Origin of the sequence: Streptomyces sp. NPDC087310, assembly GCF_044744405.1 — a bacterium.
In the GTDB taxonomy this organism is placed as follows: domain Bacteria; phylum Actinomycetota; class Actinomycetes; order Streptomycetales; family Streptomycetaceae; genus Streptomyces.
The window spans coordinates 643,585-658,761 of sequence record NZ_JBIUYF010000006.1; the positions used below are offsets into that span (position 1 = coordinate 643,585).

Sequence of the window (15,177 nt, forward strand, 5' to 3'; positions counted from 1 at the left end):
CCGTCCCATGGCTCGACGGGACGGGAATGGCACGGTTCGTACTGGGAGGCTCACCCATTGCGGGACCGTAGCTCCTTCTTGGATCAGTTGGTTCGACTCGTACGTCAGGACGGTGAGGCGACGGGGAGGCGACCCCGTCGCTCAATGGTAAAGGAATCGCAAAACAACGCAACGTGGTGTTCGGTACCGGTCGACGCGTACGTCATGGCCAGGGTGTGTCCGAGCGGCCCGGAGAGTCATCGCAGGGCCTGGAAATCCTCGCCCACGGTCAGGGTCACCACGCCCGGCGTGGCCGCCGCGTCCTGCCGTGCGGCGCTGCCCGGCAGCCGGGAGGCGAGCACCTCGGCCGCCGCCCGGAGGTCCTGCGGATACCCGACCGTGGTCCGCTTCGCCGACTCGGGCGCGTTCCCGACCGACGAGACGGTGAAACCGGCCGTACGCAGGGTCTCGGCGACATCCGCGGCGCGTCCCTGGGTGCCGGTGCCGTTGAGTACCTGCACCCGCACCGTGGCCGCGTAGACCGGGTTCTCGGTGTCGGCCTCCAGCTTCTCCTTGTCGGTCTCCTTGTCCCGCGCCATGGCGGTGAACAGGTTTCCGGCCTGCGGATACTGCCAGACGACATTGGCCTTGTCGGTCGGTACGTCGGCCTCGCGGGGGTAGTTCGGCACGGTCAGGAACGTCAGCCGGTCGCTCGGCACGGCCTTGATCTCGTTGGCGAGGGAGGTGAGCGGCTTGATGCCCGCCAGCTCCTTGTCCGTGGTGAGGGACTTGGTCGCCGAGTCGAGGAACCCGTACAGCGCGCCGGGGCTGGTCAGTTTCTCCTGCGCCTTGGCCGCCACGGCCTCCATGAACTCCTGCTGACGCCCGATGCGCCCGAGGTCGGAGCCGTCCCCGACGCTGTAGCGGGTACGGACATAGCCCAGGGCCTTCTCGTCCTTGACCGTCTGGCACCCCGCCTCCAGGTCGAGACGGGCCTTCTTGTCGTGGATCGCCGTCTCGGGGCAGACCTCGATGCCGTCCAGCGCGTTGACCATGCCCTTGAAGCCCTGGAAGTCCACCGACATGAAGTGGTCGATGCGCAGCCCGGTGTTCTGCTCCACGGTCCGGATGGTGCAGGCGGCGGCGTCGACGACCTTGCCGGTCGCCCCGCCGATCGCGAACGATTCGTTGATCTTGAAGTGGTGCGGCTTCGACGTGGACCCGTCGCCCTGGTCGCAGGACGGGATGTTCACCCAGGAGTCGCGGGGGAGCGAGACCACCGTGGCCCACTCCCGGTTGGCGGCGAGATGCATCACCATCAGCGTGTCCGACTGCATGGTGGACAGGCCCTTGCCGTACTTGCCGTTGTCGCCGTCGCGCGAGTCGGAGCCGACGACCAGGATGTTCTTCGAGCCCGGACTGGAGTTGACCGGGCGGTCGCCGCCGATCTTCCCGTCGAGGTCCGCGCCGTGGATGTTGCCGTCGAGGCTCTGGTAGATCCAGGTCCCGGCGCCCGCCACACCGATCAGCGCCACGGCGAGCACCCCGCCGGTCCAGACGGCTATTCGCCCCCGCCGCGTCAGCCGGGCGCGGCCCGTTTCCCGGGCGGCGCGTCGCCCGCCGTCCGCCGGTGGGCGGGCGCGCCGCCCCCTGGATCGACTGCCCACGCTGGTCCTCCGTGCCCCGTTCCCGGCCCCGCCCACGCATCGGGCGGGCCGGTTCGCCGCACTGTGCGACGCGTGCACTCTACTGGTTCTACAGGGGTGTAGAGCACGCTGGGTGGACCGGACCGGGCGCCGGGGCCGTCACAGCGGGGTCGCCGCTTCCAGGACCAGGAAGAGCGCGGACGCCGCGTTCAGCGCGGAGACGGTGGACGCGGCGGTCCCCGCGGCGGCGACGTACGCGGCCATCCCCGCCCGGGTCAGCGCGGGTGGCCAGCTCCTGCGCGGCGGTACGGGGCCGAGCAGCGCCGCCACCCGGCGCGGCACCGGGCCCGCCGAGGCGAACGCCGCGAACCCCGGGGGCGGCGCCTGGTGCGAGAAGAGCGCGGCCTTGCCGACCGCCCGCGCCGTCGTACGCCGGTCGCCCGTCGCGTACGCGGCCTCCTCGTCCGCCCAGCGCTCGGTGCTGTACGTCACCGCCGCCGCCAGCGGACGGAGGAACGGGTTCGCGCACCCCGCCAGCCGTACGGCCAGCAGCAGCCGGTGGTGGCGCCCGGCGAGATGGGCGTGCTCGTGGGCGAGCAGAGCGGCGCGTTCGCCCTGGTTCAGGCAGGAGAGCAGGCCCGTGGAGACGACGATCCGCCCGGGGGAGCCGGGCAGGGCGTACCCGTACGGCAGTTCGTCGTCCAGGATCGCGAGCCCGGGCACCGCGCCGTACGCCGACGCGTACGCGGGCACGTCCGGGAGCCCCACCAGCGCGCGGTGGGCGCGCGAGCGGAAGCGCAGATGACGCCGCACGGTCCGCGCGCACGCCACGACGACCAGGAGCAGCGCCACGATCGCGGTCTTGCCGGCCACCTCGTCGTACGGCACGGCCTCGCGCACCTCCGGGTCCGACCAACTGTCCGGCAGCGGATTACCGGGGAGCTGCGCGGTCCCGACCACCACGAGCAGCCCGAGACAGAACGTGCTGCACGCCGCCAGGACCACGGCGACCGAGGTCAGCAGCCGCGCGGCGCTGCGCGGATGCAGATGCTGCTCGGCCAGGCGCGCGATGGGCAGCGCGGTCAGCGGCAGGACCAGGGGGAGGAAGACGAAGACACCCATCGGTCAACTCTCCGCCTCGCCCGCGGCCGACCGTACCGCCGCGCCTGCGTCGCCTGCGTCGTCGGTGGCTTCAGTGGCATCGGTGCCGTCGACATCGTCGGCGGAGCTGAGCAGCGAGCGGAGCACCCGCTCGTCGTGCGGCGAAAGGGCCGACACGAAGCTGGAGAGCACCGCGTCGCGGTCGTCGCGCTCGTCGAGCAGCCGGCGCATCCGCAGCGCCGTGAGCCCCGCCTCGTCCGCCACCGGCGTCCACAGGAACGAGCGGCCGGAGCGGGTGCGGGTCACGGCCTGCTTGCCGAGGAGACGCGTGAGGATCGTGATCACGGTGGTGTAGGCCAGCTTCCCGTCGAGCCGCTCCCGCACCCAGGTCGCCGCCACCGGGCCGGTCGCCGAGCCCAGGACGGCCAGCACCTGCGCCTCCAACTGCCCCTGGCCGCGCCTGCGGGTACGGGAGCCCCGCTCGCCGTCGTCACCGCCGACGCCGTGTCCGAGGTGCCCGACGTGCCCGATGTCTCTGGTGTTCCCGGCGTTCCCGGCGTTCCCGACCACGGAAGTGGCCTCCTCCCACGCTGCCGCCCCAGCAGCCCTGGCGCCGGGGCATCCTAACCACCAGCTCATTTCTACAGTGTTGTAGATTTACGATGGTGTCATACGGCGCCGTGGCCGCCGGTACGTCCCGTACGTCCGGTGTGCCCGGTTCCGGACGCCTGCCGGTTCCGCACGGAGAAAGGAAGCAACATGGGTGTGAGCCTCGCCAAGGGCGGCAACGTCTCACTCAGCAAGGAGGCCCCCGGCCTGACCGCCGTTCTGGTCGCTCTCGGCTGGGACGTGCGGACCACCACCGGCGCCGACCACGATCTGGACGCCAGTGCCCTGCTGTGCGACGGCTCCGGCAAGGTCGTCTCCGACCAGCACTTCGTCTTCTACAACAACCTGAAGAGCCCGGACGGTTCCGTCGAGCACACCGGCGACAACCTGACCGGCGAGGGCGACGGCGACGACGAGACCGTCAAGGTCGACCTCTCCGCCGTGCCCGCCGACATCTCGAAGATCGTCTTCCCCGTGTCGATCCATGACGCCGAGTCCCGTGGCCAGAGCTTCGGTCAGGTGCGCAACGCGTACATCCGGGTGGTCAACCAGGCGGGCGGCGCCGAGCTGGCCCGCTACGACCTGAGCGAGGACGCCTCGACCGAGACCGCGATGGTCTTCGGTGAGCTGTACCGCCACGGTGCCGAGTGGAAGTTCCGCGCGATCGGCCAGGGGTACGCCTCCGGGCTCGCGGGGATCGCCTCCGACTACGGCGTCAACGTCTGACCCGCGGGTCCGACCCGCCCCCGCACCCGGCCCCAGCCCTCCGGCGACCGTGTCAGGAGTCCGCGCCGGGGCCGTGCCGGCACCAACCATCAGGAGTGAACGATGAGTGTCAACCTTGCCAAGGGCCAGCAGATCAGCCTGACCAAGTCCGGCGGGGGTGAACTCACCGTCGTCCGCATGGGACTCGGCTGGCAGGCCGCCAAGAAGGGGTTCTTCGCCCGGATGACCGCCCGGGAGATCGACCTCGACGCCTCGGCGCTGCTCTTCGCCGGCAAGGAGGCCGTCGATGTCGTCTTCTTCCAGCACCTGACCAGCGACGACGGCTCCGTGCGCCACACCGGTGACAACCGGGTCGGCGGTGCCGGCCAGGGCGGCGACGACGAGTCGATCATCGTGGACCTCCAGCGGGTCCCCGTCCACGTCGACCAGATCGTCTTCACGGTCAACTCCTTCACCGGCCAGACCTTCGAAGAGGTCGAGAACGCCTTCTGCCGGCTGGTCGACGAGACCAACGGCCAGGAGCTGGCCCGCTACACGCTCACCGGAGGCGGCAGCCACACCGCCCAGATCATGGCCAAGGTGTACCGATCCGGCAGCGGCTGGCAGATGGCCGCCATCGGCACCCCCGCCGCGGGGCGCACCTTCCAGGACCTGATGCCGGCCGTCGCGCCGCACCTCTGAGCACCTCCGACCCCGGCGGTCCGGCCGACCGGACCGCCGTCTCCACCACCTGTCCGACCCGCCATCCGACCGACCAGGAGAAGCCACGTGGCCCTGTGGGACCGCATCAAGGATTCCGCGTCATCGATGCAGACGCAGCTCAACGCGAAGAAGAACGACCTCAAGAGCGGCGCCTTCCGTGACGCCAGCATGGCCATGTGCGCGCTGGTCGCCGCCGCCGACGGCTCCATCGACGCCACGGAGCGCCAGCGCGTCGCCGCGCTGATCATGAGCAACGACGTGCTCCAGAACTTCCCCGCAGAAGACCTCCAGGCACGGTTCAACGACTACTGCCAGAAGCTCACCACCGACTTCGACTTCGGCAAGGTCGGCATCCTCCAGACCATCGGCAAGGTCGCCAAGAAGCCCACCGAGGCCCGCGCGGTCATCCAGATCGGCATCGTCATCGGCGGCGCCGACGGCGACTTCGACAAGACGGAGCAGGCCGTGGTCCGCGAGGCGTGCTTCGCCGTGGGCATCGCGCCGAGCGAGTTCGACCTCTGACGGTCGCTCTCCCCGGGCACCGCTCATGAGCCGGGGCGTGCCGCGCGACAGCGGGCACGCCCCTTCGGCCGGCGGTACGCCGCCCGGGCACGCGGTGGTACGCCTCCCGGGGCGCCCGCCGTCAGTCGTCCCGCGCGCCGGGGTCCGGGCCCGGAGCGGGGGCCGGTCCCGCCGCGAGCACACGGTTCAGCCGCAGATGGGTGCGGTGCTCATGGAAGAGACGGCCCACCAGCGCACCGCCGTAGACGACGAACCCGACGCCGACCAGCCAGGACTGGAGCACCAGCACGGTACCGAACGGACCGTACGTGACGGCGTTCGAGGCGATCAGCGGCGAGAAGACGACCCGCGAGAACACCCGCAGCCCCAGCAGGCCCAGGGCGATCGCGACGGCCCCGGGCATCAGCGCCCGCCAGCGCACCCGCCCGGCGAGCAGGACGTGCTGGGACCACCAGAAGAAGAGAAACGTTCCGATCAGATCGCCGGTCGTGACGAGTGTCAGCTCGACGAGCGAGTCCGACGTCACCGGCGTATTGACGAACACCACCAGGAAGACGACGAGCACCGCCAGCCACACCACATGGCGCCACATGGTGTGCCAGCGGGCCGTCGGCAGCTCCCAGACCCGCTCGTACCCCGTCTGCACGGCGGCGCCGAACGTCAGCCCGAACGCGGCGAGCGCCGCGAGCCCGAACGCCGTCGTCCGCTGCAGCGCCTGCCCCGGCCGGCCGAACAGCTCCTGGATCTGCTGCTGCGACGACGCGGAGACCCCGAGCCCCTGCCCCAGCCAGCGCGCGAACCCCTGCCCGCTCGCCGGGTCCGCCGCCGCGACCAGGATCAGCAGCGGGACCAGGGTCAGAAAGCCCAGTGCGGCGAAGCTGGTGGCCCGGTGCATCAGCTCCATCTGGCGCCCGCGGTTCCAGGCGAGCACGGTGTACGACGCCATCCGCCGGGGCAGGACCGCGAGCCGGTGCCTGGCCTCCGGCGCACCGAAACGTCGACGGGTCATGTCACGTCCCTACCCCGGTTCGGGGCGCTGGGGTGCGGCGCGGCGCCGACGGCCCCCGGATGGCTCCTCAGCGGCGGCCGAGCCTGCGCTCGCCGCCCGCGCCGGTGCTGTACGGAAGCCCGTAGTGAGCGAAGATCTCCGGCTCGTTCTCCGCGAGCAGTTCGCCGTCCGTGTCGATCGAGGGGGCTTCCTTCGCCAGCTTCCTGTCCCACGGGACCTTCAGATATCCCGGTCCGACCGTGGCCCCGGCCAGCGGTACGAAGACCAGCCGCCGCTTGGTCGGCAGTCCGATGGTGACCGTGGCGAACGACGGGGTGTCCGTCGCCGTGTCGACGTAGACCGCCTCCAGGGAGCCGATCTTCCGCTTCCCGGTGTCCACCACGTCGTGGCCCCGCCACTCCCGGATGTCTTCCGCTTCGAACATGTCCGTCCCGCCTCTTCGTCCGCCGGCCCGCTGGGTGGGTGCGGCGCACGCCGCCCGGCTCCCGCGTACCCCAGATTTCCAGGACCAGCGCCGGATCAGCGGTGCGAACCGCCGATGCCCGAGCGAAAAAGCACTGGTGGACGCACGGGTCGTACCGGCATCCTGTCCCTATGTTGATCAGGGAAGCCACCACCGAGGACTGGCCCGCCATCTGGCCGTTCTTCCACAAGATCGTCGCCGCCGGCGAGACCTTCACCTATCCGACCGGGCTCAGCGAGACCGACGGCCGCGACTGGTGGCTGCAGGTGGCGCCGAACCGTTCCGTCGTGGCCGTGGACGAGGCCGGTACGGTCGTGGGCACGGCGAAGATGAACGTCAACCACCAGGGCAACGGCTCGCACATAGCCGGCGCCAGCTACATGGTCGACCCGGCGCGGGCGGGGCGCGGCGTGGGCCGGGCGCTCTGCACGTACTCCATCGACTGGGCCCGCGCGGCCGGCTTCCGCGCCCTGCAGTTCAACGCCGTGGTCGAGACCAACACGTACGCGGTGAAGCTGTACCGGTCGCTCGGCTTCGAGATCCTCGGCACGCTCCCCGAGGGGTTCCGCCACCCCACGGAGGGCTATGTCGGCCTGCACATCATGCATCTCAAGCTCTGACCCCGCGGCGGGACCACCACTCCGTGGGATCAGCGCTCCTGGAGGACCGAGAGGATGTTCCCCGCCGGGTCCGTGAACCACGCGATGTACGGGCCGCCGCCCCGGAAGACCCCCTGGTCGTCCGCGTCCATCCCGGGGTAGCGCTCGAAGCGCACGCCCCGGCCGGTGAGTTCGGCGACCGCCGCGTCGATGTCGTCCACCGGGAAGTTGAGGATCGTGAACGTCGCCGGGGTGTGGCCCGGCTTGGGGTAGACCAGCACGGTCGCGCCGCCGGCCAGCCCCAGGTGGAGCATGCCGTACTCCTCGGTGACCGCCAGCCCCAGCGTCTCGCCGTAGAACCGCCGCGCCGCGTCGATGTCGTCGACGGCGAATCCGCTGAACGCCTTGCTGCTGCCGAACATGGCCCTGTCCTTCCCTCGCACGCTTCGTTCCCGTCGTAGGGGTAGACACCGCCGGTCCCCAGGACTCATCGGACGGCGGCGCGCCGCTTGTCAGGGCCCGGGAACCGGCCCCTGACCAGGGTCGCCCCGAGGCCGAGCCAGACACCGGCGAACAGCCAGCCCCCGAGCACATCGGTCGCCCAGTGCACCCCCAGATAGATCCTGCTGAGCCCCACGGCCACGGCCCAGCAGCCGAGGAGCACCATGAGCGAATACGCCGTGGGCAGCCACCCGGCGGCCCGGCCGCCCGCGCGGGCCCCGCGGCGGCTCGCCCGGGCCACGCCCCAGATCAGCACCCCCGCCACCAGCGCCGACGTCGTGGTGTGCCCGGAGGGAAAGGCGTAGCCGGAGGCGTGCGTGGCCCAGTCCTCCACCGGGGGCCGGGGGCGGGCGATCGTCCGTACGAGGCCGTACCGTACGGCCTGCCCCGCGAGCAGGAAGAGCAGCGCGCCGGCCGCCCCGTACAGCCGGCGCCGGGTGCCGCTCCCCGCGAGCACCCCGCCGACCACGGCGCCCAGATAGGGGAGGGGCCCGGTGCCGCTCGCGGTGACCGCCCTGGCCAGGGCCTTCACCAGTGGCGGGCGGTGGTCCACCGACCAGGTGAGCGCGCTCCGGTCCACCGGGAACGGTGCGCCGTGCCGGCCGGCCACGGCCACGGTCAGCAGGGCGAAGGCCACGGCGCAGAGCACGGCGACGACGATCGGCGGCGGCAGCCGCCACCGGGTCCGCCGGTCCACCGTCGCCGGTCCGCTCACCGCTTCGCCACCGGCGGACGCAGCCGCGTGGCCTGCAGCCGCTCGGCCACCGGCGAGGCGGCGCGGCGCGCCCCCGCCATCAGGGCCCCGGCCACGGCGGCCCCCACGACCAGCCCGAGCACCACGTCATGCGGATAGTGCGCCCCGACCCAGACCCGGGAGGCCGCCATCGCCACGGCCGCCGGTACGGCGAGCGCGGCGAGCCTGCGGTCCGTGAACAGCAGCGTGGTGGCGACCGCCGCCGCCAGCACGGCGTGGTTGCTGGGCAGCGACCAGTCACCCAGGGCGGGACACGCCTCGACGGTGACGGTGCGCAGGGTCTGGCAGGGGCGCTGCTCCCGCAGCAGCGCCTTGAGCGCCGTACTGACGACGAAGGCCGCCACGACGACCAGGGGCGCGGCCAGCGCCAGGGCCGCCCGCGCCGGATCCACCGGACGGGCGCGCCACCACGCGGCCATGAGCAGGGCGCCGAGGAGGACGAGGCCGTACGTCGACCAGAGGGAGACCGCGGTGTCCAGCCAGCCGGGGGAGCGGTGGGCCAGTTCGTTGACGGAGGTGTACAGCCCGTCGTCGAACCAGTGGTCGCCGCGCGGGAGGGACGAGGAGGCGGGTGTCATCACCGCGGCCTCTCTTCCGCCGTGCCGCTCGCGGGCGTCCCTTCCCCGGCCGTCCGGCGGGAGCGCCGCACCTCCAGGGCCACCGGGATCAGGGAGACCAGCACCACGAGCGCCACGAGGGGCAGCAGATAGCGGTCGACGTTCGGCACGGACGAGCCGAGGGCGTACCCGGCGAGGACGAGCCCGACGGTCCAGAACGCGCCGCCGGCGATCTGCCAGAGGGTGAAGACCCGGGCGGGCACGTTCAGCGCGCCGGCGAGCGGGTTCAGCACGGTCCGTACGACGGGGACGAAGCGGGCCAGCACGATGGCCTTCGCATGGCCGTACCGGTCGAGCAGTTCCTCGGCACGGGCCACCGCCTCGTGCAGCTTGCGGGCCCGGCTGCGCGCGAGCAGGGCCCGGCCACCGCGCCGGCCGATCCAGAAGCCGGTCTGCGCGCCGATCAGCGCTCCGGCGACGGAGGCGACGAGCACCTGCTCCAGCGCGAGGTGCGCGGAGGAGTCCGCGCCCGGGACGCTGAGCAGCCCGGCGGTGAACAGGAGCGAGTCGCCGGGGAGGAAGAAGCCGACCAGAAGGCCGGTCTCGGCGAAGAGGACGACGGCGATACCGAGGGCGCCGAACGCGGAGAGCAGGGATCCCGCGTCGAGGAGGTTCACGGCCTGCGGCATCGTCGCGAACGCGGATACGGCCATAGAGGGGCTGCTCCCATAATGGTGGACAGGGATGTCCTGCATGACGATCTGATTGACTACAGATCTGTAGACGGTCTACTTCACTGTAGACGAAAGAAGTGGGAGGAGCGTTCCCATGGGCGAGGAGAGCCCGGAGCGGCGTCCGGCGGGCGAGCTGGAGGCCGGTGTGCTGGCGGCGCTGTGGGCCGCGGACGGGCCGCTCACGCCGGGCAGGGTCCAGAAGGAGCTCGGCGGGTCGCTCGCCCGTACCACCGTGACCACCATCCTGTCGCGGCTGTACGAGAAGGGCAGCGTCACCCGGGTCAGGGCCGGACGCGGCTACGCGTACTCCCCGACCGAGGACGCCCCCGGACTCACCGCCCGCCGGATGCACTCCGAGCTGGCGAAGGACGAGGACCGCGGCGCGGTCCTGGCCCGGTTCGTCTCCCAGCTCAACGACGAGGACGAGCGGCTGCTGCGCTCCCTCCTGGACGGCGGCGCCGCGTGATCGCCTTCACCTGGGTGCCCCTGCTGATGCCCTTCCTCGCGGTGCCCGCAGCCCGCCGGGCCGCGGCGCTCCTCGCCCCCCGCCCCGCCGCCTGGCTGCTCACCGCTGCCGCGCTCGTCCTGGCCGCGAGCAGTACGGCCGCACTGGCGCTGCTCGTCGTCCCCGGCGCGACCTACCTCCCCGCCGTGGCCGTCCTCGGCGACCTGGTCCGCCCGCTGGCGGAGGGGCCGCCTGCCGTGACCGTCGCGCTCGCCTCGGCCGCCACCGGCCTGCTGCTGTGGCGTACGGCCGTCCTCGGCGCCGCGATCCGCCGTAACCGAGCCGAGCTGCGCCGGGCCAGGGCCGCAGCGGGCGAGGGGGGCGCGGAGCTGGCGGTGCTGCGGGACGAGCTGCCCGACGCCTACGCGCTGCCCGGCCGCCCCGGCCGGATCGTCGTGACCACCGGAATGCTGCGCGCCCTGGAACCGGCCGAGCGCGAGGCGCTGTTCGCCCACGAACGCGCGCACCTGCGCGGCCGTCACCACGTCCTCCTCCAGACCGTGGAGCTGGCCGCCCTCTGCCACCCGGCCCTGCGCGCCCTGCGCGAACCGCTCGGCTACGCGCTGGAGCGCACCGCGGACGAGGCCGCCGCGGCGGCCGTGGGCGACCGGCGGCTCGCGGCCCGCGCCATCGGCCGCGCCGCCCTGGCCACCCGCGGCGCGCCGGCCACCGGGGCGGCCAGGCCGCGCGCCGCCCTGGCCGCCGCCGCGGGCCCGGTGCCCCGGCGGGTCGCCGCGCTGCTCGGCCCCGCCCGGCCCGGCGGGGCGGGCCTCACCCCGGCCGGCCGTCTCGTCGCGGGCGCGCTGCTGGTCTGTCTCGCGGTGTCCGGCGCCACGGCGGTGGGGGCGGCGGACGATCTGCACACGCACATCGAGATCGCCCAGGGGGAGATCCCCGGGCGCTGACCGGCCCTCCCGCCGACCGGGGCTCAGCCGAACAGCCTCCCCAGTTGCAGGGTGTCGCCCGGCGACCCCCCGGGCGCCCGGTACTCGTGCAGCGCCGCCGGGTACGGGGAGCGGAGCGCGGGCTCGCGGTGCGCCGGTCTCTCCGGTCCAGGGGCCCGCGCGCCGAGCGTGGGCAGCGCCCGGTCCATCCGCAGCGCGTCGACCGACTCGGCGAGCAGTTCGTACTCCGTCGTGTCGTCGCGGGTGGCCACGCGGATCAGCCGGCCCGCGGCGAGATGCTCCGCGATCATGTCCTGGTGCGCCACGTCGTCGCGCCAGGCGCGGAGCGTGGTCGGTACGTCCGGCACCCCCCGGCCCACCGGCGCGAGCGCCTCGGCCGGAAAGTGATGGTTCTCGGGGCTGGGATCGAGTCTCTCCGCGATCCAGGTCGCGCGATCCCGCAACCACCACAGTGCAAGTGCCAGAGTGGGGGCGCGATAGGTGCCCAGAGGAACGCCGATACGCTGTCCGCCGCATACGCCGTACGCGGTGACATGGCACAGGAATTCGTCATGCACGGCCGCTCTCCTTGCGCCGTTCTGTGGGGCCGGGTGGCCTGGGCCGCAGTGCTGGGGCGGTGCTGAGGATGGTGCCGGGGCGGTGCTGTGGGGGGCGTGCGCGGGTGGAGCGCCGGGCGGATCCGTGAGGCCGTTCTCCCGTGCCGCGGGGGCCGCCCCTTCTGTGGCTCTCATACCCGAACTTCCAACTATGCGCGCTGTGTTGACTGGTTGTCACCATGCGGTTCCGGACAGAATCCGGAACCGTGTGCGACGCGCCCGTACATAACCGTGCGGCTATATGCCTGGCGAGGTATATTGGGGTCATGCCCATACCGTTCGATGTCCTCGCCGAGCCGAACCGGCGGAAGATCCTCGACCTTCTCCTGGAGCGCCCGTACACCGTGGGCCAGCTCACGGAGCGCCTCGGGCTGAGCCAGCCGGGCACCTCGAAGCATCTGCGCGCGCTCCGCGAGGCCGGACTCGTCCGGGTCAGGCAGGAGGCCCAGCGCCGCTGGTACGAGCTGCGCCCCGAGCCCCTCGCGGAGCTCGACGCCTGGCTCGCCCACTACCGGCATCTGTGGTCCGGCGCGTTCGACGCGCTCGAACGGCATCTCGACGCGATGGAGGACGACCCCTCATGAACACGACCCCGCACGACTCCACGCTGACCACGGCCGACGGCCGCAGCGCCCTGCGGATGGAGCGCAGGCTCCCGCACCCCCCGGAGAAGGTCTGGGCCGCGCTCACCGACCCCGCGGCGCTGCGCCGCTGGTTCCCCTCCGAGGTCACGGTGGACCTCACCCCGGGCGGCGCGATGGGCTTCCATTTCCCCGGCGTCGCCGGCGACCCGGGGATGACCGGCACGGTCACGGACGTCGAGGAGCCCCGCCTCTTCGCCTTCACCTGGGGCACGGACCATCTGAGCTGGACCGTCACCCCGGACGGTGAAGGCTCGCTCCTCACGCTCGTCCACACCTTCGGAGACCGGCCGGGCGCCGCGAGCTTCGCCTCCGGCTGGCACCTCTGCGTCGGCGCGCTCGCCCGCTTCCTCGACGGCGCCCCGGGCGGCATCGACCGGGACGAAGGCGCCCTCCACGAGTCGTACATCGGCCGGTTCGGGCTCGACCGGGGGATGGTCGAGCCCGTCGGTCCCGACGGCTCCGAGGGGTGGCGGGTCCGCTTCGAGCGGCAGCTCGTCCGGCCGGCCGAGAAGGTCTGGGACGTGCTCTCGGCCGGGATCGAGCCGGTGGCCGGACTGCCCGTCCCCGAGGGCTTCACCGCGGGGACGGCCCCGGCGGGCCCGGTCACGGAGGTACGGGCGCCCCGGTCGCTGACGTACGCCGTCGAGCCGCACTCCTCGGTGACCTGGGAGCTGGGCGAGGGCACGGGGCACGGCGCCCGTCTCGTCCTCACCCAGACCGGGCCCGCGGGGTGGGACACGGAGGGCGCGCTCGCCGCGTGGCGGACCCGGATCGAACAGCTCGCGGCCGCACTCGTGGACGTCTGACGTCCGCCGCCGCTCTCCGGTCGCGTGCCGCCCGGCGCCACCCGATTGGAGAGACGGCGGGGTGCCTCGTTAGGGTGCCCTGATGTTTGCTCCGCACTTTCCCCCCACGAACTTGCCAAGAGGCGTACGCGCCGCCCCGGGTTCCCTCCGGGAGGCAATGTGACACAGACAACCGAACAACTCACAGGTCGGACACAGGACGTACACTCCCCGCCGGACGGGGAGGCGGCCTCGGCGGCGCCGCCTCAACCGGCCAGGAAGCGCGACGCGTTCTTCGACAATGCGAAGTACCTGGCGATCGTCCTCGTCGCCATGGGGCACGCGTGGGAGCCGCTGCGGGACGACAGCCGGGCGGTGTCGGCGCTCTACATCGTCGTCTACAGCTTCCACATGCCGGCGTTCATCATCATCTCCGGCTACTTCTCCCGCAGTTTCGACTTCCGCCCCGACCGGGTGCGCCGTCTGATCACCGGCGTCGTCGTGCCGTACGTCGTGTTCGAGATCGCGTACAGCCTCTTCCACCGGTGGGCCGCGGACGACCCGTCGATGCCGATCAGTCTGCTCGACCCGTGGTACCTGACCTGGTTCCTGCTCGCCCTGTTCGTCTGGCGGATCACGGCGCCGATCTGGCGGCTCGTCCGCTGGCCCGTCCCGGTCGCGCTGTGCATCGCGGCCCTCGCGACCACCTCACCGAACATCGGTGACGACTTCGACCTCCAGCGGGTCCTTCAGTTCCTGCCGTTCTTCGTGCTCGGACTGCGGCTCAAGCCCGAGCACTTCCAGCTCGTACGCCGGCGCGAGGCGCGGATCCTGGCCGTCCCGGTCGCCGCGCTGACCGTGGTCTTCGCGTACTGGGCCGTCACCCGGATGAACATGGGGTGGTTCTTCCACCGCGACAGCGCGCAGGAACTGGGCTCCCCGTGGTGGGTCGGTGTCCTGATGACGTTCGCGCTGTTCGGCTGCTCGCTCGTGCTGACCGCCTGCTTCTACGCCTGGATCCCGGGCCGGCGCATGTGGTTCACGGCGCTGGGCGCGGGCACGCTCTGCGGCTATCTGCTGCACGGCTTCCTCGCCCAGGCCGCGGGCACCTGGGGCTGGTACGGCGCGGAGTGGCTGCACACCCCGCAGGGCGCGGTCTTCGTGACGCTCCTCGCCGGGGTCGTCGTCACCCTGCTCTGTACGCGGCCGGTCCAGCGGCTCTTCCGCTTCGCCCTGGAGCCGGAGATGGCCTGGGCCTTCGAGAAGGATCCCGTGGAGCGGCACGGGAAGTAGCTCGCTGGGGGGGAAATGGCGAGGGGCGGGGCGGTGGCCGACCACCGCCCCGCCCCTCTGCGCTCAGGACCGGGGGGTCTCAGAGGTCGAACTCGTGCGGCGGCAGGTCCAGCGCGAAGCACGCCTCGCGGACCATGGCCCGCTCCGTCGCGTCGAAGTCGCCGTCGGCGCCGCCGATGACGATGCCGATCTGGACGACGGCCCGCGCCTCGGCGGGCTTCTTCTTGGCCTTGGCGACCTCCTGGAGGACGTTGACCTTACCGAACGCGAAGTCGGCGGTGAGCTGGTTCAGATAGCCGTCGAAGCGCCGCTGAAGGTCCTCCGCCGGGAAGTTCTGAAGCACCTCGTTGGAGGCGATCAGCGCGGCGACCCGCTGCCGCTCCGACGGGTCGACGGAGCCGTCGGCGGCGGCGACCAGGGCGCACATGGCCATGCTCGCGTCGCGGAAGGAGCCGCTCTTGAGATCGTTCTTCTTCGCCATGAGCTGCGTCTGCATCGTCGCGGCGGATTCCTTGAACCGGTCCCACAGGGCCATTCGTTCATCTCT

19 protein-coding genes and 1 pseudogene are annotated in these 15,177 nt (G+C 72.3%); 9 read left to right on the plus strand and 11 right to left on the minus strand.

What is annotated here, in order from left to right:
• Positions 1-236: 236 nt before the first annotated feature.
• The 3 genes from ACIO3P_RS25635 to ACIO3P_RS25645 all read right to left on the minus strand — a co-directional run bounded on the left by ACIO3P_RS25635 (position 237) and on the right by ACIO3P_RS25645 (position 3,170).
• Positions 237-1,562 (minus strand): LCP family protein, encoded by a 1,326-nt coding sequence (locus tag ACIO3P_RS25635; RefSeq protein ID WP_401852578.1) that lies wholly within the window; start codon positions 1,560-1,562, stop codon positions 237-239.
• A 222-nt stretch (positions 1,563-1,784) separates the two neighbouring features.
• Positions 1,785-2,747 (minus strand): M56 family metallopeptidase, encoded by a 963-nt coding sequence (locus ACIO3P_RS25640; protein ID WP_401852506.1) that lies wholly within the window; start codon positions 2,745-2,747, stop codon positions 1,785-1,787.
• Between the two features lie 3 nt (positions 2,748-2,750).
• Complete coding sequence (locus ACIO3P_RS25645) at positions 2,751-3,170, minus strand: BlaI/MecI/CopY family transcriptional regulator (protein ID WP_401852580.1); 420 nt, start codon at positions 3,168-3,170, stop codon at positions 2,751-2,753.
• Positions 3,171-3,485: 315 nt separating this feature from the next.
• Here ACIO3P_RS25645 and ACIO3P_RS25650 point away from each other — a divergent pair, with 315 nt between their 5' ends.
• The 3 genes from ACIO3P_RS25650 to ACIO3P_RS25660 all read left to right on the plus strand — a co-directional run bounded on the left by ACIO3P_RS25650 (position 3,486) and on the right by ACIO3P_RS25660 (position 5,285).
• Positions 3,486-4,061 carry a TerD family protein gene (locus ACIO3P_RS25650; RefSeq protein WP_329825800.1) on the plus strand — a complete coding sequence of 192 codons (576 nt, stop codon included), beginning with the start codon at positions 3,486-3,488 and terminating at the stop codon, positions 4,059-4,061.
• A gap of 102 nt (positions 4,062-4,163) precedes the next feature.
• Positions 4,164-4,742 (plus strand): TerD family protein, encoded by a 579-nt coding sequence (locus ACIO3P_RS25655; RefSeq protein ID WP_329825801.1) that lies wholly within the window; start codon positions 4,164-4,166, stop codon positions 4,740-4,742.
• A gap of 87 nt (positions 4,743-4,829) precedes the next feature.
• A complete protein-coding gene (locus tag ACIO3P_RS25660) occupies positions 4,830-5,285 on the plus strand; it encodes a TerB family tellurite resistance protein (protein ID WP_329825802.1) in 456 nt (151 codons plus the stop codon).
• A 121-nt stretch (positions 5,286-5,406) separates the two neighbouring features.
• On the opposite strand, the gene ACIO3P_RS25665 is transcribed toward ACIO3P_RS25660, so the two are convergent.
• Positions 5,407-6,231 (minus strand): YhjD/YihY/BrkB family envelope integrity protein, encoded by an 825-nt coding sequence (locus ACIO3P_RS25665; protein ID WP_329825870.1) that lies wholly within the window; start codon positions 6,229-6,231, stop codon positions 5,407-5,409.
• Between the two features lie 130 nt (positions 6,232-6,361).
• The gene (locus ACIO3P_RS25670; protein WP_329825803.1) at positions 6,362-6,718 is read right to left on the minus strand and encodes a PRC-barrel domain-containing protein; all 357 of its coding nucleotides are present in this window, start codon (positions 6,716-6,718) and stop codon (positions 6,362-6,364) included.
• 170 nt (positions 6,719-6,888) lie between these two features.
• Between ACIO3P_RS25670 and ACIO3P_RS25675 the strand changes: the two genes are divergently transcribed.
• Positions 6,889-7,377 (plus strand): GNAT family N-acetyltransferase, encoded by a 489-nt coding sequence (locus tag ACIO3P_RS25675; RefSeq protein WP_329825804.1) that lies wholly within the window; start codon positions 6,889-6,891, stop codon positions 7,375-7,377.
• A 29-nt stretch (positions 7,378-7,406) separates the two neighbouring features.
• On the opposite strand, the gene ACIO3P_RS25680 is transcribed toward ACIO3P_RS25675, so the two are convergent.
• From ACIO3P_RS25680 to ACIO3P_RS25695, 4 genes are all read right to left on the minus strand, one after another.
• Positions 7,407-7,778, minus strand: a complete 372-nt coding sequence (locus tag ACIO3P_RS25680) for a VOC family protein (RefSeq protein WP_329825805.1) — start codon at positions 7,776-7,778, stop codon at positions 7,407-7,409.
• Positions 7,779-7,843: 65 nt separating this feature from the next.
• A complete protein-coding gene (locus tag ACIO3P_RS25685) occupies positions 7,844-8,572 on the minus strand; it encodes a phosphatase PAP2 family protein (RefSeq protein WP_401852509.1) in 729 nt (242 codons plus the stop codon).
• Positions 8,569-9,189: a phosphatase PAP2 family protein gene (locus ACIO3P_RS25690; protein ID WP_401852511.1), complete on the minus strand. Its 621-nt coding sequence runs from the start codon at positions 9,187-9,189 to the stop codon at positions 8,569-8,571. Before ACIO3P_RS25690 ends, ACIO3P_RS25685 begins: the two co-directional genes overlap by 4 nt.
• Positions 9,189-9,881, minus strand: coding sequence for a DedA family protein (locus ACIO3P_RS25695; protein WP_329825808.1), 693 nt, complete (start codon positions 9,879-9,881; stop codon positions 9,189-9,191). The genes ACIO3P_RS25690 and ACIO3P_RS25695 overlap by 1 nt, the downstream gene beginning before the upstream one ends.
• A 115-nt stretch (positions 9,882-9,996) precedes the next feature.
• On the opposite strand from ACIO3P_RS25695, the gene ACIO3P_RS25700 reads away from it, so the two are divergent.
• Both ACIO3P_RS25700 and ACIO3P_RS25705 read left to right on the plus strand, forming a co-directional pair.
• Entirely contained in the window at positions 9,997-10,368 is a 372-nt protein-coding gene (locus tag ACIO3P_RS25700) for a BlaI/MecI/CopY family transcriptional regulator (RefSeq protein ID WP_329825809.1), read from the plus strand.
• Complete coding sequence (locus ACIO3P_RS25705) at positions 10,365-11,312, plus strand: M56 family metallopeptidase (RefSeq protein ID WP_329825810.1); 948 nt, start codon at positions 10,365-10,367, stop codon at positions 11,310-11,312. Before ACIO3P_RS25700 ends, ACIO3P_RS25705 begins: the two co-directional genes overlap by 4 nt.
• 164 nt (positions 11,313-11,476) lie before the next feature.
• On the opposite strand, the pseudogene ACIO3P_RS25710 reads toward ACIO3P_RS25705, so the two are convergent.
• Positions 11,477-11,869, minus strand: a pseudogene (locus tag ACIO3P_RS25710) (hypothetical protein); the annotation flags it as partial.
• A gap of 305 nt (positions 11,870-12,174) precedes the next feature.
• Here ACIO3P_RS25710 and ACIO3P_RS25715 point away from each other — a divergent pair.
• The 3 genes from ACIO3P_RS25715 to ACIO3P_RS25725 all read left to right on the plus strand — a co-directional run bounded on the left by ACIO3P_RS25715 (position 12,175) and on the right by ACIO3P_RS25725 (position 14,630).
• Complete coding sequence (locus ACIO3P_RS25715) at positions 12,175-12,492, plus strand: metalloregulator ArsR/SmtB family transcription factor (protein WP_329825811.1); 318 nt, start codon at positions 12,175-12,177, stop codon at positions 12,490-12,492.
• Positions 12,489-13,358 carry an SRPBCC family protein gene (locus ACIO3P_RS25720; RefSeq protein ID WP_401852514.1) on the plus strand — a complete coding sequence of 290 codons (870 nt, stop codon included), beginning with the start codon at positions 12,489-12,491 and terminating at the stop codon, positions 13,356-13,358. Before ACIO3P_RS25715 ends, ACIO3P_RS25720 begins: the two co-directional genes overlap by 4 nt.
• Positions 13,359-13,517: 159 nt before the next feature.
• Positions 13,518-14,630 carry an acyltransferase family protein gene (locus tag ACIO3P_RS25725; protein ID WP_329825813.1) on the plus strand — a complete coding sequence of 371 codons (1,113 nt, stop codon included), beginning with the start codon at positions 13,518-13,520 and terminating at the stop codon, positions 14,628-14,630.
• A 79-nt stretch (positions 14,631-14,709) separates the two neighbouring features.
• Here ACIO3P_RS25725 and ACIO3P_RS25730 read toward each other — a convergent pair whose 3' ends face one another.
• Positions 14,710-15,165 (minus strand): tellurite resistance TerB family protein, encoded by a 456-nt coding sequence (locus tag ACIO3P_RS25730; protein WP_329825814.1) that lies wholly within the window; start codon positions 15,163-15,165, stop codon positions 14,710-14,712.
• Between the last annotated feature and the right edge of the window lie 12 nt (positions 15,166-15,177).

What these genes read in the sequence shown, in the direction of transcription:
- ACIO3P_RS25690 (WP_401852511.1), bottom strand. Translation starts at nt 9,189, where the DNA reads ATGACACCCGCCTCCTCGTCCCTCCCGCGCGGCGACCACTGGTTCGAC.
- ACIO3P_RS25670 (WP_329825803.1), bottom strand. Translation starts at nt 6,718, where the DNA reads ATGTTCGAAGCGGAAGACATCCGGGAGTGGCGGGGCCACGACGTGGTG.
- ACIO3P_RS25650 (WP_329825800.1), top strand. Translation starts at nt 3,486, where the DNA reads ATGGGTGTGAGCCTCGCCAAGGGCGGCAACGTCTCACTCAGCAAGGAG.
- ACIO3P_RS25640 (WP_401852506.1), bottom strand. Translation starts at nt 2,747, where the DNA reads ATGGGTGTCTTCGTCTTCCTCCCCCTGGTCCTGCCGCTGACCGCGCTG.
- ACIO3P_RS25675 (WP_329825804.1), top strand. Translation starts at nt 6,889, where the DNA reads ATGTTGATCAGGGAAGCCACCACCGAGGACTGGCCCGCCATCTGGCCG.
- ACIO3P_RS25680 (WP_329825805.1), bottom strand. Translation starts at nt 7,778, where the DNA reads ATGTTCGGCAGCAGCAAGGCGTTCAGCGGATTCGCCGTCGACGACATC.
- ACIO3P_RS25655 (WP_329825801.1), top strand. Translation starts at nt 4,164, where the DNA reads ATGAGTGTCAACCTTGCCAAGGGCCAGCAGATCAGCCTGACCAAGTCC.
- ACIO3P_RS25665 (WP_329825870.1), bottom strand. Translation starts at nt 6,231, where the DNA reads ATGGCGTCGTACACCGTGCTCGCCTGGAACCGCGGGCGCCAGATGGAG.
- ACIO3P_RS25715 (WP_329825811.1), top strand. Translation starts at nt 12,175, where the DNA reads ATGCCCATACCGTTCGATGTCCTCGCCGAGCCGAACCGGCGGAAGATC.
- ACIO3P_RS25700 (WP_329825809.1), top strand. Translation starts at nt 9,997, where the DNA reads ATGGGCGAGGAGAGCCCGGAGCGGCGTCCGGCGGGCGAGCTGGAGGCC.
- ACIO3P_RS25730 (WP_329825814.1), bottom strand. Translation starts at nt 15,165, where the DNA reads ATGGCCCTGTGGGACCGGTTCAAGGAATCCGCCGCGACGATGCAGACG.
- ACIO3P_RS25695 (WP_329825808.1), bottom strand. Translation starts at nt 9,881, where the DNA reads ATGGCCGTATCCGCGTTCGCGACGATGCCGCAGGCCGTGAACCTCCTC.
- ACIO3P_RS25720 (WP_401852514.1), top strand. Translation starts at nt 12,489, where the DNA reads ATGAACACGACCCCGCACGACTCCACGCTGACCACGGCCGACGGCCGC.